The sequence below is a fragment of the Sphingobium sp. FW306-1B-F04DB genome, assembly GCF_058781925.1.
Window position 1 is genome coordinate 1 of sequence record NZ_JBYSXE010000071.1, and the last position, 15,996, is coordinate 15,996.

A 15,996-nucleotide genomic window follows, 5' to 3' on the forward strand; every position below is an offset into this window, starting at 1 on the left:
CCCCCGCCCCTCCCTTGAAAGGGAGGGGTGAAAACCACTAGCCCAGCTTCTCCATAACCTCGTCGGAGACCTCGTAATTGCCCCAGACAGTCTGGACGTCGTCATCATCCTCGAGCGTGTCGATCAGCTTGAGGAGGCTCGCGGCGTCGTCTTCGGCGACCTCGACCGTGGTCTGCGGGCGCCAGGCGAGCTTTGCGCCCTCCGCCGGCCCGAGCACCGTCTCGAGCGCCTTGGCGACCTCGTGGAGCGAATCGAGCGCGGTCCAGATCTCATGGCCCTCGTCGAAGGTCACGTCGTCGGCGCCCGCCTCGAGCGCGGCTTCAAAGACCTTGTCGTGATCGCCGACGCTTTCGGGATATTCGATCAGCCCGACGCGGTCGAAGCCGTGGCTGACCGCGCCCGACGCGCCGAGATTGCCGCCATTCTTGGAGAAGGCGGTGCGGACGTTGGTCGCGGTGCGGTTGCGGTTGTCCGACAGCGCCTCGACGATCAGCGCGACGCCGCCGGGGCCGAAGCCCTCGTAGCGGATTTCCTCGTAATTCTCGACGTCGCTGCCGCTGGCCTTGTCGATCGCGCGCTGGATATTGTCCTTGGGCATCGACTGCGCCTTGGCGGCGTTGACCGCGAGGCGCAGGCGCGGGTTCATGTCGGGATCGGGAAGCCCCGACTTGGCGGCCACGGTGATTTCGCGGCTCAGTTTCGAAAACATCGCCGAGCGCTTCTTATCCTGCGCGCCCTTGCGGTGCATGATGTTCTTGAACTTGCTATGGCCTGCCATAAGCCCTTCGATTCCTGTTGAATTTCGACAAATTTAGATGCGTACAGCGGTGCCCGAGACGGTCACCATCAGCATCGAGCCTTCCTTGCCGATGACCTCGTAATCGATGTCGATCCCGATCACCGCATTGGCGCCCCTGGCGCTCGCCTCGGCCTCGAGCTCGGCGAACGCCTCGGTGCGCGCATCGCGCAGCGTGCTCTCATAGGCACCCGCGCGGCCGCCGACAATGTCGCGGATGCCCGCGAAGAGATCCTTGAAGATGTTCGCGCCGACGATCACCTCACCGGTCACGATGCCGAGATAGTCGTGGACGGGCTTGCCCTCCACCGCGGCGGTCGTCGTCAGGATCATCGCGGGCTTCCTCCGTTTATTCGAGGCCGAGCGCGGCCTTGTAGGTCTCGAGCAGCGCTTCGGCTTCGGCGCGGTGGTGCGCCTCCATCTTGCGCAGGCGGACGATGGTGCGCATCGTCTTCACGTCATAGCCGTTGGACTTCGCCTCGTTGTAGACATCCTTGATGTCGTCGGCGATGCCCTTCTTTTCTTCCTCAAGACGTTCGATACGCTCGATGAACAGCCGCAACTGATCGGCGGCGACGTTGTCGCTCATGCTGGTGATTCTCCCAAAGATGTGGACGGTGCTGTTAGGCGAGCCGCGCGCCGCGCTCAAGCGTTGCGCTTGATGCTTTCCTGCATGCGCGCGATCTGCTCGGGGCTGGCCTCGGTCTGGTGTCTGGCCTTCCAGTCGGCATAGGGCATGCCATAGACCGCCTCGCGGCCCGCCTCCTTGTCGAACGCGCCGTCGCTCGCCTCGGCCAGCCAGTCTCCGAGGCAGTTGCGGCAAAAGCCCGCAAGCCCCATCAGGTCGACATTCTGCGCGTCGGTGCGGTGCTGAAGGTGATGGACGAGCCGGCGCAACACCTCTGCCGCTACGGCATCATCGATCGATTCTATGTCCAACGTTGTCACTCCGGAGTTGATCTGTTGCTATTAGAAGCTAAGCCCTAGAGCCTGATCGTTTGAGGCAGAAGCACTATGCGCTTCCACCGAAAGCGTGAATCAGGCTCTATTTCAAGGGTTGAGACCTTGATTCACGTTTCGGGCTGATTCAGCCTGAAACGATCAAGGTCTAACCGCAATTTTCCAGCCGGAGTTAGTGTGACAACCCCCTTTGCCCCCCGCAACCGCAAGGTCCGTGTTCTTGCGACGCTTGGCCCCGCCAGCAGCACGCCTGAGATGATCCGCAAGCTCTATGTCGCAGGGGCGGACGCCTTCCGGATCAACATGAGCCACGGCAGCCATGAGGGGCATGCGAAGGTGATCTCCGCGATCCGCGAGCTCGAAAAGGAGCTTGGCCGCGCGATGACGATCCTCGTCGATCTGCAGGGCCCCAAGCTGCGGGTCGGCAAGTTCGAGGGCGGCTCGGTGATGCTCGAGACGGGCAAGCCCTTCGTGCTCGATCGCGACACGACGCCGGGTGATGCGGCGCGCGTCCGACTGCCGCACCCCGAGATCTTCGAGGCGCTCACGCCCGGGACGCGGCTGTTGCTCGACGATGGCAAGCTGTGCCTGCGCGTCCAGTCGGTCACGCGCGAGCGGATCGAGACGCTGGTCGAGACGGGGGGCAAGCTCTCGGACAACAAGGGATTGAACGTTCCCGACGTGATCGTGCCGATGGCGGCGCTGACCGAAAAGGACCGCAAGGATCTGAGTTTCGCGCTTGAACAGGAGGCCGACTGGATCGCGCTGTCCTTCGTCCAGCGCGCCGAGGACGTCGCCGAGGCGCGCCGGCTGATCGGCGGCAAGGCCGCGCTGCTCGCCAAGATCGAGAAGCCCTCGGCGATCGAGCGTCTCGACGGCATCCTCGAGCTCGCCGATGCGGTGATGGTCGCGCGCGGCGACCTCGGCGTCGAGCTTCCGCCCGAGGCGGTGCCGCCGCTGCAGAAGCGAATCGTCGAAAGTGCGCGCCGGCTCGGCCGCCCCGTGGTCGTCGCGACGCAGATGCTCGAATCGATGATCACCGCGCCGACGCCGACGCGCGCCGAGGTCTCGGACGTCGCCAACGCGATCTATGACGGCGCCGACGCGGTGATGCTGTCCGCCGAATCGGCTGCGGGCGCCTGGCCCGTTGAATCGGTCGCTATGATGAACAAGATTGCGACCGCGGTGGAAGCCGATCCCGGCTATGCCGACCGCATCCACTTCACCGAGACGCTGCCCGATCCGACCACGGCGGACGCACTCGCCGAGGCATCGGGCAATATCGCCGCGACGGTCTCGGCATCGGCGATCATCTGCTTCACCATGTCGGGATCGACCGCGCGCCGCGTCGCGCGCGAACGCCCCTCGGTGCCGCTGATGACGCTGACCCCGCAGCTTTCGACCGCGCGGCGGCTGGGGCTGCTCTGGGGCGTGCACGCGGTGCACACCAGGGATGTCGGCTCGTTCGAGGAAATGGTCGCCAAGGCGAAGCGAATTGCGCTCCGCCACGGTATCGCCAAAGCAGGCGATCGCGTGATCTTGATGGCCGGTGTGCCCTTCGGAACGCCGGGATCGACCAACGTGCTCCACGTCGTCCGGCTGACGGGCGAGGAGTTGAAGGACTATCGCTGAGCCGCGCCGTGTGGGGCGCGCGATGCGTTATCGCGCGCCCGATTCCAGCTTGGCCTTGGCCGCCGCGCGGCGTTCGCGTTCCTCGCTGATCAGCGTGTAGGCGATATAATATTTGTAGATGTTGCCGACATAGGTGACGGTTTCGCGGCCGATCCGTTCGGAGGCGATGCGCTCGACATTGCCGAACCAGATATTGGGATCGAGCCCCCGCTGCTGGGCTTCGTTGCGCAGCTTCTGGATACGGCCGGGTCCGGCATTATAGGACGCGAAGGTGAAGAGCCCCTTGTTGAGTGGCGTCATCGGCTGCCCCTCATAATAGCGGTCGCGCATGAAGCGCATATATTTGACGCCCGCGTGGATATTGGGCTCGAGCTGCCGGATGTCGCCGACGCCCTGTTCCTTGCCGGTCGCGGGCATCAGCTGCATCACACCGATCGCGCCGACATGACTCGAGGCGCCCTGATCAAGCCTTGATTCCTGATAGCCCTGAGCGGCCATCAGCAGATAGTCGAACTGGTACTGGCCACCATATTTGCGGAACAGCTCGGCCATTTCGAGGAACTTCCTGCGCTCGTCCTCGGACGCGGCGTTCTTCAGATAATCGGTGCTCTGGAGATAGCGCTTGGCGAGGACCGCGCCGATCGCCGAATTCATGCCATTTTTGGCGATGAACGCGTTCAGCTCCGCCGCGAGCTTCGGGGTGCCCTTGCGGATCGCCACGGCAAGGTTGCCGCCCCTGCGCAGCGCCAGCGCGTGATGGACGTTGAGGTTGGGAAAGATCTGCTTCCAATAGTCTGCGAGATAATTGTCGACGACGATGGCGGGGATGAGCCCCGCATTGACCATTTCGAGCAGGTCGTCGTCCTCGAGATTCTCAGGCGCCTCGGCGATGTCGACCGGCGCCTTGCCGCGCGCCTTCAGGTCGCGGTTGAGCGCTTGCAGGCTGACATAGTAGCTTGAGCTTTTTCGCACGAAGACCTTCTTGCCCGACAGGTCGTCGAGCAAAGCGATCTGCGACGATCCGGGGCCCGTGACGACGATCTCGTCGACATTGGGGCGCGTCGGATTGGTGAAATCGACCAGCTTCTGGCGCTCGGGCGTCACGGTCAGCTGCGCGATCACCATATCGAGTTTGCCCGTCTTCAGCCCCTCGAGCAGCATGTCGCGCGGCATAGGCAGCGGGACGACGTGGATCCTGAGGTTCCCGGTGTTGAGGCTCTTGTTCAGCTCCTCCTCGAACAGCATCAGATATTCGTAGGAGAGCCCGCGCTGGACGCCCTTGTCGATGAAATAGAAGGTGCGGTTGAAGGGGACGCCCGCGCGAATGACGCGGCGCTGGGCCATCCCGTCGAGATCGCCGGTGAAGGGCTTGTCGACCAGCGGGCGAAGCTCGTCCGGAAGCGCAAGCGCATAGGTGGGCGGGGCCGGCTTGGTGTCCCCGGAGCCGGCTTGCATGTTTTGCTCGTCCGAATCCGAGCAGCCGGCCGCGACCATCAGTATGAGCAGCAGCGGCGCTTTCCAGATCGTATGCATCTGCCACGCTCCATTGGAGAACCGGCACGATCGAACGTCAGAAATTGTCGGTGAAAGCCGTGCCTGATGTCAATGACATGCTTCCTACGGATGGGGAGGCAGGCGGGGCGCGGATGATGCTGCGTGGGCGGCGTCAGATAAGCCCGAGCGCCTGCAGTTCGACCTTGAGCGCATCGGCGCTGGTGAAGTGGTGGCCGCGCATGCCTGCATCGCGCGCTGCCTCGACGTTTTCGAGGCGGTCGTCGACGAAGATCGCGCTTTGCGGCGCGATGCCGAAACGGCCGATCGCGAGGTCGTAGATCGCGGGATCGGGCTTCACCAGCTTCTCGTCGCCCGAGACGACGATGTCGCGGAAGCGATCGAAGATGTGCGCTTCCGCCACACGGAAGGGCTTCCAGAACTCGCCCGAGAAATTGGTGATCGCGAAGAGCGGCACGCGGTTCGCGTCGAGCGCCTCGACGACGGGCTGCATACCCTCGACCATGCCGAGGATGGTTTCGTCGAATCGCTCACCCCAGGCGCGGATTAGCTCGGCGTGCTGCGGATGCTCGGCGATGAGCTCGGCGCTCGTCTCGGCAAAGGGACGGCCGGCATCGTGCTGCAGATGCCAGTCCATCGTGACCACTTCGGCCATGAACGCGTCAAGCGCCTGACCATCGGGGATCAGGCGCTCGTAAAGGGAGCGGGGCTCCCAACGGTAGAGGACGTTGCCGACGTCGAAAACGACGGCCTCGACCGCCATCGCGATCAGCCCTGGCGGGCCTTGAAGCGACGGTTGGTCTTGTTGATCACGTAGGTACGGCCGCGACGACGGATCACGCGATTGTCCCGGTGACGGTCCTTGAGCGACTTCAGCGAATTGCGGATCTTCATGTCGAAACGCTTCCAGAATCTCTGTGTTGTACGAAAAATGAGGCGCCGCCCTATGGCCGGGGCGCGCCCGAGTCAAGCCTCGGGCCCGCGAATCTCGCTCAATTTTCGCTCCCAGGCGAGGGCATGCGTCACGATGGTTTCGAGATCGTCATGCTGCGGACGCCAGGGGAAGCGGGCGAGGATGGCGCGGTTATCGGAGATCAGGCTGTCGGGATCGCCCGCCCGGCGCCCCTCTAGCTGGCGCTCGATCTGCATGTTGGTGACGCGGTCGACCGCGTTGAGAACCTCGAGCACTGAAAAGCCGCGGCCATAGCCGCAGTTGAGAATGTGGCTCGACGCGGGATCGGCGACGAGGGCATCGAGCGCGTGGACATGCGCCGCGGCGAGGTCGCTGACATGGATATAGTCACGCACGCCCGTGCCGTCTGGGGTGTCGTAATCGGTACCGAAGACCGAGACATGGTCACGCTTGCCCAGCGCGGCCTCGACCGCGACCTTGATGAGATGCGTCGCGCCCGCGGTCGACTGGCCCGAGCGTTGCCGGGGGTCGGCGCCGGCAACGTTGAAATAGCGCAGCGCGCAGAAGTTCATCGGGTGCGCCTTCGACACGTCGGCGAGCATCGCCTCGGTCATCAGCTTGGACATGCCATAGGGATTGATCGGGCGCTTGGGGCTGTCCTCGCGCACCGGGCTTTCCTCGGGGATGCCGTAGGTCGCGGCGGTCGAGGAGAAGATGAAGTGTTTCACCCCGCCCTTGACCGCAGCCTCCATCAGCGCGCGGCTCTTCACGGTGTTGTTGTGATAATATTTGAGCGGGTTCTCGACCGATTCGGGGACGATGATCGATCCCGCAAAATGCATGATCGCGCCGATGCCGTGCTCGGCGATCAGCCGCCCGACCAGCGCCTGGTCCTCGATATCGCCCTCCGCAAAGGTCGCGCGTTCGTCGACCGCCCACCGAAAGCCCGTGACGAGACTGTCGATCACCACCACCGGCCAGCCCGCGTCGAGCAGCGCCAGCACCGCGTGGCTGCCGATATAGCCGGCGCCGCCGGTCACCAGCACGGGGAATTTGCCGTTCATTCGATACTCCCGAAAGGCCATTTGTGGGCGCGCTATAGCCGAGCGCGCCGCGGAGGCGAGATGGGCAATGGTACAGAAAGCTTTTTTGAGGCAGAAAACGCCGATCAGGCGTTATCTACACGGGATGGCTGGAGAAATAGAGATGCAGAAGATGGCGACGCAGCTGCTGAAAGCCTTGCTGATCGGATCGGCGCTGGCGCTTGCGGGGTGCGCGGCGAGCGTGCCGCCCGTCGAGGTGACGCGCTTCCATCTCAACCAGGCGATCACGCCGGGCACGGTCGCGATCGACACTTCGGCGCCGGGCGTGAAGAGCCTTGAATTCACCAACTATACCAATGCGGTGAACGCCGAGCTCCAGCGGCTGGGCTTCAGGCCCGCCGCGATCGGCTCCTCCGACTATATCGCCACCGTGGGCGTGTCGCGCGATACGCGCCAGGCGCTGGCGCAGCGCTCGCCGGTTTCGGTGGGGGTTGGCGGCAGCACGGGCAGCTATGGCAGCGGCGTCGGACTCGGCGTCGGTTTCTCTTTTGCCGGCAAGCCCAAGGACGTCATCGTCTCCGAGCTTCACGTTCAGATCAAGCGCCGCGCCGCGGGCGATGTCATCTGGGAAGGCCGCGCGCAGACCGAGGCAAAATCGAATGCGCCCGCCGCCCAGCCGGGGATCGCGGCAGGAAAATTGGCGGCGGCGCTCTTCAAGGACTTCCCCGGACGCTCTGGTGAAACTATCAGCGTGCCATGACGATCAGCATCACCAGCGATTTCGACGCCGGAAACATAGAAGTACTGAAAATCGACGGCGACAGCGCTGATCTCGCGATTCGTCGCGATTACATGTCCGATTTTTACCAGTGGTTTTACTTTCGCGTGACGGGCGCCGGAGGGCGCAAGCTGACGATGCGCATCACCAACTGCGCCGATTCGGCCTATCCCGGCGGCTGGCCCGACTATGCCGCGCGCGCCAGCGAGGATGGCGAGGCCTGGCGGCAGGCGGAGACGCACTATGCCGACGGCGTGCTCACCATCCATGCCGTGCCGAACGGCGATGCGATCGCGTTCGCCTATTTCGCACCCTATTCGAGCGAGCGCCACGCCGCGCTGATCGCGGCGCATGCCGATAAGCCCGGCGTGACGCGGACGCTGCTCGGCAATTCGCTGGACGGCCGCCCGATCGAGCGGCTGACGATGGGCGAGGGCCCCAAGCAGGTCTGGCTCTATGCGCGCCAGCATCCCGGCGAGAGCATGGCCGAATGGTGGATCGAAGGGGCTCTCGAAAAGCTGACCGATCCCGAGGATGCGGTCGCGCAGCTGCTCAGGAGCAAGGCGACGATCCATCTCGTCCCCAACATGAATCCCGATGGCTCTGCGCGCGGACATCTGCGGACTAACGCGGTCGGCATCAACCTCAACCGCGAATGGCACGCGCCCAGCGCCGACAAGAGTCCCGAGGTGCTGCATGTACTGAGGGCGATGGACGAGACGGGCGTCGATTTCGCGATGGACGTGCACGGCGACGAGGCGATCCCGGCGGCGTTTCTCGCTGGGTTCGAGGGAATTCCGTCGTGGAACGCCAGGCAGGGCGGCCTCTACGACAAGTTTCGCGACACGCTGGCCGCGCGCACGCCCGATTTCCAGACGCGGCTGGGCTATGTCGTCGCGGGAAAGGGGCAGGCCAATCTGTCGATGTCGACCCCCCAGCTCGCCGAGCGCTTCGGTGCGGTGTCGATGACGCTCGAAATGCCCTTCAAGGACAATGTCGAGGCACCCGATCCCGAATATGGCTGGTCGCCCGCGCGGTGCAAGAAGCTCGCACATGACTGCCTCGACAATCTGGCGGAGATGATCGGCGACATCTGAGGTTAACGAACCTCCCTTCGGGGAGGGGTGTGGAGCAGGGCAAAGACGTTAAACGTCTTGCCCCGTTTTGCACGGGTGGGTGCGATCGTCGTGAGGCGATAGGGCGAGGATACCTGGCCAGGTTTCCAACACTCACAAGGAAGACAGGCTTGCTTCGCCTGCACCCACCCAAACAGGGCCTTCAGCGGGGCCCGAAAATCTCGGCGAAGAAATTCTCCATCGCCTGCCAGCTGCGCCGGTCGGCATCGGGCTGATGGAACAGCCCGCGATCACGCATGTGGACGCCCGGATCGGTGAAGGCGTGGCCGGTATGACCATGCGCATGGATCTGCCAGTCGGCGCCCGCCTCGGTCAGCTCGGTCGCGAGCGCTACGACATCTTCGGGCGGCGCAAGCGGATCGTCCCAGCCGTGCAGCACGAGGAGCTTCGCGGTGATCGCGGCATTGGGCCAGGTCGGGCGTTTGTAGATGCCGTGAAAACTGGCGACGCCTGTCACATCGGCGCCCGCGCGCGCCAAGTCGAGGCAGCAGCGCCCGCCGAAGCAGAAGCCGATCGCGCCGGTCCGCGCGGTATCGACCTCGGGAAGCGCCTTCAGCGTCGCATGCGCGTGGAGCAATCGCTCGCGCAGCAGATCCTGATCGGCGAGCAGCGCGTTCATATATTCGGTGAAGTCGGCGTCCTCACGCGTCTTGCGCTTGCCCTGCCCGAAAAGATCAGTCGCGAGCGCGACATAGCCGAGCGCGGCCAGCCTTTCGGCGCGCTGGTTGTCGAATTCCTTCTGGCCGAGCACATTGGGAAAGACGAGCACAGCCGGCCGCGGCGCGGATGCCGCGTCGTCTCGGGCGAGCACGCTTTCGAAGGTGCCGCCGGGACCGTCATACACCATCGTCCGCCGCGTGATCGCCATGCCTGCCTCCTGTGCCGGGGCGATGGTCTTGCCATGCCGTCACGGCCAGGGGCAAGGCGCGTCAGTGCGTCGGGTGAACCATCCGGAAGCCGACGCCGAAGCGGTTCCATGCGTTGATCGTGGCGATGAGCAGCGTCAGCCTTGCCTGTTCCTCGGGCGAGAATTCGGCGGCGAGCGCCTCATAATCTTCGTCGGGCGCGCCGCTGTCGGCGAGCAGCGTCAGCGCCTCGGTCCATGCGAGCGCCGCGCGCTCGCGCGACGTATAGAGCGGCGATTCGCGCCACGCGCTGAGCAGATAGAGCCTTTCCTCGGTCTCGCCCGCCTTTCGCGCGTCCCTGGTGTGCATATGGACGCAATAGGCGCACTGGTTGATCTGCGAGGCGCGCGTCTTCACCAGTTCGATTAGGCTGGGCTCGAGCCCCGCATTCACTGCGGCGTTCTCCAGCGCCATCATTGCCTTGAACACGTCGGGGGCGGCGGCGGCGTAGTTCAGTCTGGCTTTCATCGTCTTCATTCCTTGTGACAGAGGGACATTATTCAGACGCTTGCAATTGCCGGGTTGTGACAGGCGGGGATGACTTTTTTTGTCGCGGCTTTAAGAAGCCGCCGAATTCAACCCGGAGACATTCATGCCCCAGCTCGTCCTCATCCGCCATGGCCAGTCCGCCTGGAACCTGGAAAACCGCTTCACCGGCTGGTGGGATGTCGACGTGACCGAAAAGGGTGCCGAGGAAGCGCGCGCGGCGGGCCGGCTGATGAAGGACAAGGGGCTGGATTTCGACCAGTGCTTCACCTCGCTCCAGACGCGCGCGATCAAGACGCTGCACCTCGCGCTGGAGGAGATGGGGCGGCTCTGGCTGCCCGCCGAGAAGGACTGGCGGCTGAACGAGCGCCACTATGGGGGGCTGACCGGGCTGGACAAGGCCGAGACCGCGGCGAAGCATGGCGCCGAGCAGGTGCATGTCTGGCGCCGCAGCTTCGACGTGCCCCCGCCGCCGCTGGAGGCGGGCAGCCCCTGGGACCTGTCGGGCGACCGGCGCTATGCGGGCATCGCCGTGCCCGACACAGAGAGTCTCAAGGACACGATCGCACGCGTGCTCCCCTATTGGGAGGCGCGGATCGCGCCCACGCTGAAGGCGGGCAAGCGCGTGCTGATCTCGGCGCACGGCAACTCGCTGCGGGCGCTGGTCAAGCATCTGTCGAACATTCCCGATGCCGAGATCACCGGGCTCGAGATCCCGACGGGCCAGCCGATCGTCTATGAGCTCGACGACGCGCTGGCAGCGACCGACCGCTATTACCTGTCGGAGCGGTAAGCCGCGCGATCAGCCGCGTTTGGTGCCGTACATCTGCGCGTCGGCGCGGGCGAGAGCGCTTTCGGTGCTGTCGTCGGCGAGCAGCGTGGTCGAGCCGATCGAGACGGTGAGCGGCAGCGTCTTGCCCTTGAGTTCGAGCGGATTTGCCTCGATCAGCCGTTCGAGTGACCGCGCCTTGCGTTCGGCATCCTTGTCGTCGAGTTGATCGAGCAGCAGGCCGAATTCGTCGCCGCCGATCCGCGCGACCACGTCAGTGATGCGGATGTGCCGGCGCAGCAGGTTCGCGACATGGATCAGCGCGGCATCACCCGCGCCATGACCATGCTGGTCGTTGATCTGCTTCAGGCGATCGAGGTCGACAAACATCGCGACCGCAGGCGTGCCGTGGCGCGCGACATGCGCCAGCACGCGGCTGAGCGCGCGCAGGAAGTAGCGCCGGTTGGGAAGCGGTGTCAGCGTGTCGCTGTCCGCCAGCCTTTCAAGCTCCTCGACGCGCGCCCGCATGTCCGCAAGCGTCGTCCGCAACACTTCATTCTCGTCGCGCAGCGCGCCGACATCCTCGTGCGTTTCCCGCGCACTCGAATCCAGCGAGACCGACTCCCCCATATAAATTCCTCCGGATTTCCCCCGTGCGACCCGGCAATGTTTCCGACATATTATCGCCGCGCCGGAATTAAAAGAAAATTAAGGTGAAAGCGGTTGGAATCGCGCATCCGATTGCGCCTTTTACCGCGGTCCACTAAGGCGCATTGCTTCGCGGGTTTGAGCAGGGCGAATGAGATCATGGGCGAAGCGTCTCCGATTGTCGGCATCATCATGGGTAGCCGCTCCGATTGGGAAACGATGCGCCATGCCGCCGAGACGCTTGCGACGCTGGGCGTTGCGCATGAAACGCGCGTCGTCTCCGCGCACCGCACACCCGACCGGCTCTATGATTATGCGAAGGCGGCGGCCGGACGCGGATTGAAGGCGATCATCGCGGGCGCCGGCGGGGCGGCGCACCTGCCTGGTATGACCGCGGCGATGACGCGCGTGCCGGTGCTTGGCGTGCCCGTCGAATCCAAGGCGCTGAGCGGCATGGACAGCCTGCTCTCGATCGTCCAGATGCCCGCGGGAATCCCGGTGGGAACGCTCGCCATCGGCCGCGCAGGCGCGGTCAATGCCGCGCTGCTTGCCGCCGCGATCATCGCCAATGAAGACGACGGCCTCGCGACGCGGCTCGATGCTTGGCGCGCCGAACAGACCGATGCGGTCGCGGTGGAGCCCGAATGAACGCGCTGAAACCGGGATCGACGATCGGGATCATCGGTGGCGGCCAGCTTGGCCGGATGATGGCGGTCGCCGCGGCGCAGCTCGGCTATCGCTGCCATATCTATGCGCCCGATGCCGATTCGGTCGCGGCCGAGGTGGCGGCGGATTTCACCCGCGCCGCCTATGACGACGTCGAGGCTCTGACGCGGTTTGCGGCCAGCGTCGACGTCGTGACCTATGAATTCGAAAACCTGCCCGTCGAGCCGCTGCGCGCGCTGGCGGACACGGTGCCGGTGCGGCCATCGCCCGACGCGCTGGCGATCGCGCAGGATCGGCTGTCCGAAAAGGCGTTTGTCGCCGAACTGGGCGGGCGCACCGCGCCCTGGGCCGCGGTCGGCAGCCGCGACGAGCTCGACGCGGCGATCGCGCGGATCGGAACACCCGCGATCCTCAAGACGACGCGGTTTGGCTATGACGGCAAGGGGCAGGCGCGGCTGCATTCGTCCGCGGATGCCGATGCGGCGTGGGATGCGGTGGGCGGCCGGCCCGCGATCCTCGAGGGTTTTGTCCGCTTCGAGCGCGAATTCTCGGTGATCGTCGCGCGGGCCGTCGACGGGCGCGAGGTCAGCTGGGATCCGGCGGACAATCTGCACGATCACGGCATTCTCGCGCATTGTGTGGTGCCCGCGGGCGGGATCGTCGAACATCAGGCGCAGGAGGCACGCCTGCTCGCGATGCGCGTCGCCGCGAAGCTCGACTATGTCGGCGTGCTGACGCTCGAGTTCTTCGCGAGCGCCGACGGACCGGTGTTCAACGAGATGGCGCCGCGCGTCCACAATAGCGGGCACTGGACCATCGAGGGCGCGGTGACCTCGCAGTTCGAGAACCATGTCCGCGCGGTGTGCGGCCTGCCGCTCGGCGATGCGCGCCTCGCCGCGCGGCGCGTGACGATGGACAATCTGGTCGGCGAGGCGGCCGATAATTGGGACGTGATCCTGGCAGATCCGACCGCACACCTGCACCTTTACGGCAAGGGCGAGGCGCGCCCCGGCCGCAAGATGGGCCATGTGACGCGGCTGGAGTTCTAGACCTTGATCGTTTCAGGCTGAATCAACCTGAAACGTGAATCAACGTCTCAACTGTTTGAATAGAGCCTGATTCACGCTTTCGGCGGAAGCGCAAAGCGCGTCCACCTCAACCGATCAGGCTCTAGGCGTCTAGCGCCCCTGGCTGCGCCAGCGCTTGATCACGCGGCCGAGGATTTCCTCCTCGCCGCCGCTTTCGCGCCACAGGTTGGTGAAGACGGGATCGCTCGATGCCGGGCGACGGACCTCTTCGAGCGTATCGAGCGACACGCGGATCGGGATCGCGACGCCCTCGCCGCAGATGATGCATTCGCGGTTCCTGAGCGCCGGGATCGAATCGAGGAAGCCCTTGGCGCCTTCGGGCATCGCGGCCTTCACAAAGGCCTGGTCGCGTTCGTTGTTGAGGCGCATCGCGATGATCGTGCCGCACTGTGACAGCACGCCTTCGGCGAGGTCCGAGGGACGCTGCGTGATCAGCCCCAGCGAGACGCCGTATTTACGGCCTTCCTTGGCGATGCGCTCGAGGATCTTGCGGACCGAGGAGCCCGTGGTGACGCGGTCCGATGGCACATAACGGTGCGCTTCCTCGCAGACGAGGAGGATCGGGCGCTGCGGCTCGTTGCGCGACCAGATCGCATAGTCGAACACCATGCGGCTCAAGACCGCGACCACCACCGACACGATTTCGGACGGCACGCCCGAAACGTCGATGATCGAGATCGGTTTGCCGTCCCCCGGCAGGCGGAAGATGCGGCCGAGGAAATTCGCCATGCTGTCGGCGACGAGCATGCCCGAGAACATGAAGCTGTAGCGGGGATCGGCCTTGATCTCGTCGATCTTGGTCTTGAGCCGCATATAGGGCGCGCTGTCGCCCGCCCTTTCCAGTTTTCCCATCTCGTTCTGGATGATCGAGGTAAGGTCCGAAAGCAGATAGGGGATCGGCGAGTCCACGGTCAGCTTGGTGATGCCATCGGCCGCGCGGTTCTTGGCGCGTGCGGCGAGCAGGCACTTGGCGAGGATATCGCGATCGAGCTGGCTTTCATTGCCGGCGGTGGTGATGAAAACCTCGCAATGTTCCTCGAAGTTCATCAGCCAATAGGGCATGGCGAGGTTGTTGACGTCGTAGATCGCGCCGTTGGTCTTGAACGCGGTCGCGTATTCGCCGTGCGGGTCTATCATCAGGATATGACCCTCGGGCGCCATGTCGCAGATGCGGTGCAGGATGAGCGCCGCGGACGTCGATTTGCCGGTACCCGTCGAGCCGAGCAGCGCGAAATGCTTGCCGAGCATCGCGTCGACGAAGAGCGCGCCGCGGATGTCCTTGGTGGGATAGACCGTGCCGACCTCGATATGCGGGCGATCCTCCGCGGCGTACATCTGCTTCATGTCGTCGCTCGAGACGGGAAAGATGCGGCACCCGGGCACGGGATAGCGCGTGATACCGCGGCGGAAATGCGTAAGGCGACCCGTCAGCCGCGCTTCATTGCCTTCGCCCAGGAAATCGATGTCGGCGATGATGAGGTCGCCGTCGGCGCTGTCGAGGCGCAGGCTCTTCACGTTGGAGATCAGCCAGTGGTTGTTGACCTTCATCTTTATCTGGCTGCCGACCTGCCCTGCCATCGCGACGCTGGGATCTTCATCATCGGCGAGTTTGCGGAGCATTGCCGCGTCAAGCTCGATCCGCGCGCCCGAGCCGCCGACCTCAAGCACCTTGCCGATCTCGACGGTGTCGTAGAGCGCCGCGGCCGCGGCGCGCGGCTCGACCGGGGCGGGCGTCAGCATGGGCGTTGGTGCATCGCCATTGCCATAGCCCTGCGTGCCAGCATAATCCGTCATATGAGACCCCCGAAACCGCCAATCACGTTTGGCTCAGGCTCTAGTGCGGTGGGGTAAATATTTGATTGACCAGAATGTGGCGCGCGCGCTCAGCCCCGGCGGAACAGCGCCCCCGCGGCCCAGCCAAGCAGCAGCGAAAGCGATACCGCGACCAGGCCGTACCAGAAGGGCGTGTTCTCGGCGGCGGTGGCGACAAAGCGTTCGAAGCCCGATTTGCCGATCTCTACCTCGCGGCTCGCGCCCGCGAGGATGCGGCCGTTCTGGATCAGGAAGGTCTCGGCGGTATAGCGCCCGACAGGGACGCGCGCGGGGATTGCGATGCGCGCGCGATAGAGGACGCCGTCGGTGATCTCCACCGTCGTCGATTCCTGGACGAAGAGGCCGGTGCGCCGGCGCAGATCGATCAGCCCGGCCTCGAAGCGCCGTTGTTCGCCCGGGGTGCCGACATTGGCGGGCGAGAGCTGGAGGTTGTCGAGCCCGAGCTCGAAGATCGAGGCGGTGCGCTCGTCGACCATCTCGTGGATCGGGCGCGACGAGGCGACCGCATAGAAGGCGGGCGCCGACCGGAAGCGCGCGCTGTCTGCATTGACCCAGATGCCCGCGACCTTCTGCTTTTCGCGCACCACGATCGACTGGGTCGGGCCGCGCAGCACGACCGCGATCTCCGCAGGCTTTTCGGGCACGCGGCCGCCGGGATAGAGGATCGCGCCAAAGGCGAGCAGTTCGGCGCCGGTGAAGCTGTAGATGATCTCGACCTTGCGCTGCGACACGTCGGGCACCAGCACGGGCTCGGCGGCGCCCATCAGCATCGGAATGGAGAGCAGGATCGCCAGCCGCTTCACTGCAGCGCCACCGTGTAGATCTCGTCGG

Annotated in this window: 19 protein-coding genes; 6 read left to right on the top strand and 13 right to left on the bottom strand. The window is 64.8% G+C overall.

Translation table 11 applies throughout. From position 1 onward, the window contains the following. Nucleotides 1–37 precede the first annotated feature (37 nt). The 4 genes from AC3WJD_RS20440 to AC3WJD_RS20455 are packed head-to-tail and all read right to left on the bottom strand — an operon-like array spanning nucleotide 38 to nucleotide 1,735. Entirely contained in the window at nucleotides 38–778 is a 741-nt protein-coding gene (locus AC3WJD_RS20440; RefSeq protein ID WP_492748601.1) for a YebC/PmpR family DNA-binding transcriptional regulator, read from the bottom strand. Nucleotides 779–811: 33 nt separating this feature from the next. Then, entirely contained in the window at nucleotides 812–1,129 is a 318-nt protein-coding gene (locus tag AC3WJD_RS20445; RefSeq protein ID WP_492748602.1) for a heavy metal-binding domain-containing protein, read from the bottom strand. 16 nt (nucleotides 1,130–1,145) lie between these two features. Continuing rightward, a complete protein-coding gene (locus AC3WJD_RS20450) occupies nucleotides 1,146–1,385 on the bottom strand; it encodes a DUF2312 domain-containing protein (RefSeq protein WP_492748603.1) in 240 nt (79 codons plus the stop codon). Between the two features lie 56 nt (nucleotides 1,386–1,441). Further along, complete coding sequence (locus AC3WJD_RS20455) at nucleotides 1,442–1,735, bottom strand: DUF1244 domain-containing protein (RefSeq protein WP_492748604.1); 294 nt, start codon at nucleotides 1,733–1,735, stop codon at nucleotides 1,442–1,444. A 198-nt stretch (nucleotides 1,736–1,933) separates the two neighbouring features. Between AC3WJD_RS20455 and pyk the strand changes: the two genes are divergently transcribed. Further along, nucleotides 1,934–3,388 (top strand): pyruvate kinase, encoded by a 1,455-nt coding sequence (gene pyk / locus AC3WJD_RS20460; RefSeq protein WP_492748605.1) that lies wholly within the window; start codon nucleotides 1,934–1,936, stop codon nucleotides 3,386–3,388. A gap of 27 nt (nucleotides 3,389–3,415) precedes the next feature. On the opposite strand, the gene AC3WJD_RS20465 is transcribed toward pyk, so the two are convergent. The 4 genes from AC3WJD_RS20465 to galE form a co-directional block, all read right to left on the bottom strand. Beyond that, nucleotides 3,416–4,921 carry an MltF family protein gene (locus AC3WJD_RS20465; protein WP_492748606.1) on the bottom strand — a complete coding sequence of 502 codons (1,506 nt, stop codon included), beginning with the start codon at nucleotides 4,919–4,921 and terminating at the stop codon, nucleotides 3,416–3,418. Nucleotides 4,922–5,054: 133 nt separating this feature from the next. Then, nucleotides 5,055–5,663 (bottom strand): HAD family hydrolase, encoded by a 609-nt coding sequence (locus AC3WJD_RS20470; protein ID WP_492748607.1) that lies wholly within the window; start codon nucleotides 5,661–5,663, stop codon nucleotides 5,055–5,057. Nucleotides 5,664–5,668: 5 nt separating this feature from the next. Beyond that, nucleotides 5,669–5,794 carry a type B 50S ribosomal protein L36 gene (gene ykgO / locus AC3WJD_RS20475; RefSeq protein WP_003046794.1) on the bottom strand — a complete coding sequence of 42 codons (126 nt, stop codon included), beginning with the start codon at nucleotides 5,792–5,794 and terminating at the stop codon, nucleotides 5,669–5,671. Nucleotides 5,795–5,866: 72 nt separating this feature from the next. After that, a complete protein-coding gene (galE, locus tag AC3WJD_RS20480; RefSeq protein ID WP_492748608.1) occupies nucleotides 5,867–6,877 on the bottom strand; it encodes a UDP-glucose 4-epimerase GalE in 1,011 nt (336 codons plus the stop codon). 142 nt (nucleotides 6,878–7,019) lie between these two features. Here galE and AC3WJD_RS20485 point away from each other — a divergent pair, with 142 nt between their 5' ends. Continuing rightward, the gene (locus AC3WJD_RS20485) at nucleotides 7,020–7,616 is read left to right on the top strand and encodes a DUF4136 domain-containing protein (protein ID WP_492748609.1); all 597 of its coding nucleotides are present in this window, start codon (nucleotides 7,020–7,022) and stop codon (nucleotides 7,614–7,616) included. Further along, nucleotides 7,613–8,731: a M14 family metallopeptidase gene (locus AC3WJD_RS20490; RefSeq protein WP_492748610.1), complete on the top strand. Its 1,119-nt coding sequence runs from the start codon at nucleotides 7,613–7,615 to the stop codon at nucleotides 8,729–8,731. The genes AC3WJD_RS20485 and AC3WJD_RS20490 overlap by 4 nt, the downstream gene beginning before the upstream one ends. Before the next feature lie 181 nt (nucleotides 8,732–8,912). Here the strand turns inward: AC3WJD_RS20490 and AC3WJD_RS20495 are convergent, their stop codons facing one another. Beyond that, nucleotides 8,913–9,638, bottom strand: a complete 726-nt coding sequence (locus tag AC3WJD_RS20495) for a dienelactone hydrolase family protein (protein WP_492748611.1) — start codon at nucleotides 9,636–9,638, stop codon at nucleotides 8,913–8,915. 61 nt (nucleotides 9,639–9,699) lie between these two features. After that, a complete protein-coding gene (locus AC3WJD_RS20500; RefSeq protein ID WP_492748612.1) occupies nucleotides 9,700–10,143 on the bottom strand; it encodes a carboxymuconolactone decarboxylase family protein in 444 nt (147 codons plus the stop codon). Nucleotides 10,144–10,267: 124 nt separating this feature from the next. On the opposite strand from AC3WJD_RS20500, the gene gpmA reads away from it, so the two are divergent. Beyond that, on the top strand, nucleotides 10,268–10,954 hold the full coding sequence (gpmA, locus tag AC3WJD_RS20505; protein ID WP_492748613.1) for a 2,3-diphosphoglycerate-dependent phosphoglycerate mutase: 687 nt from the start codon (nucleotides 10,268–10,270) through the stop codon (nucleotides 10,952–10,954). Between the two features lie 9 nt (nucleotides 10,955–10,963). Here gpmA and AC3WJD_RS20510 read toward each other — a convergent pair whose 3' ends face one another. Then, nucleotides 10,964–11,560 carry a GGDEF domain-containing protein gene (locus AC3WJD_RS20510; RefSeq protein ID WP_492748614.1) on the bottom strand — a complete coding sequence of 199 codons (597 nt, stop codon included), beginning with the start codon at nucleotides 11,558–11,560 and terminating at the stop codon, nucleotides 10,964–10,966. 177 nt (nucleotides 11,561–11,737) lie between these two features. Between AC3WJD_RS20510 and purE the strand changes: the two genes are divergently transcribed. Beyond that, nucleotides 11,738–12,226 (top strand): 5-(carboxyamino)imidazole ribonucleotide mutase, encoded by a 489-nt coding sequence (gene purE, locus AC3WJD_RS20515; protein WP_492748615.1) that lies wholly within the window; start codon nucleotides 11,738–11,740, stop codon nucleotides 12,224–12,226. Further along, the gene (locus AC3WJD_RS20520; RefSeq protein ID WP_492748616.1) at nucleotides 12,223–13,293 is read left to right on the top strand and encodes a 5-(carboxyamino)imidazole ribonucleotide synthase; all 1,071 of its coding nucleotides are present in this window, start codon (nucleotides 12,223–12,225) and stop codon (nucleotides 13,291–13,293) included. The genes purE and AC3WJD_RS20520 overlap by 4 nt, the downstream gene beginning before the upstream one ends. A gap of 129 nt (nucleotides 13,294–13,422) precedes the next feature. Here the strand turns inward: AC3WJD_RS20520 and AC3WJD_RS20525 are convergent, their stop codons facing one another. Both AC3WJD_RS20525 and AC3WJD_RS20530 read right to left on the bottom strand, forming a co-directional pair. Beyond that, nucleotides 13,423–15,126, bottom strand: a complete 1,704-nt coding sequence (locus tag AC3WJD_RS20525) for an ATP-binding protein (protein WP_492748617.1) — start codon at nucleotides 15,124–15,126, stop codon at nucleotides 13,423–13,425. Nucleotides 15,127–15,215: 89 nt separating this feature from the next. Next, entirely contained in the window at nucleotides 15,216–15,929 is a 714-nt protein-coding gene (locus AC3WJD_RS20530; RefSeq protein WP_492748618.1) for a TIGR02186 family protein, read from the bottom strand. Nucleotides 15,930–15,996: the final 67 nt, after the last annotated feature.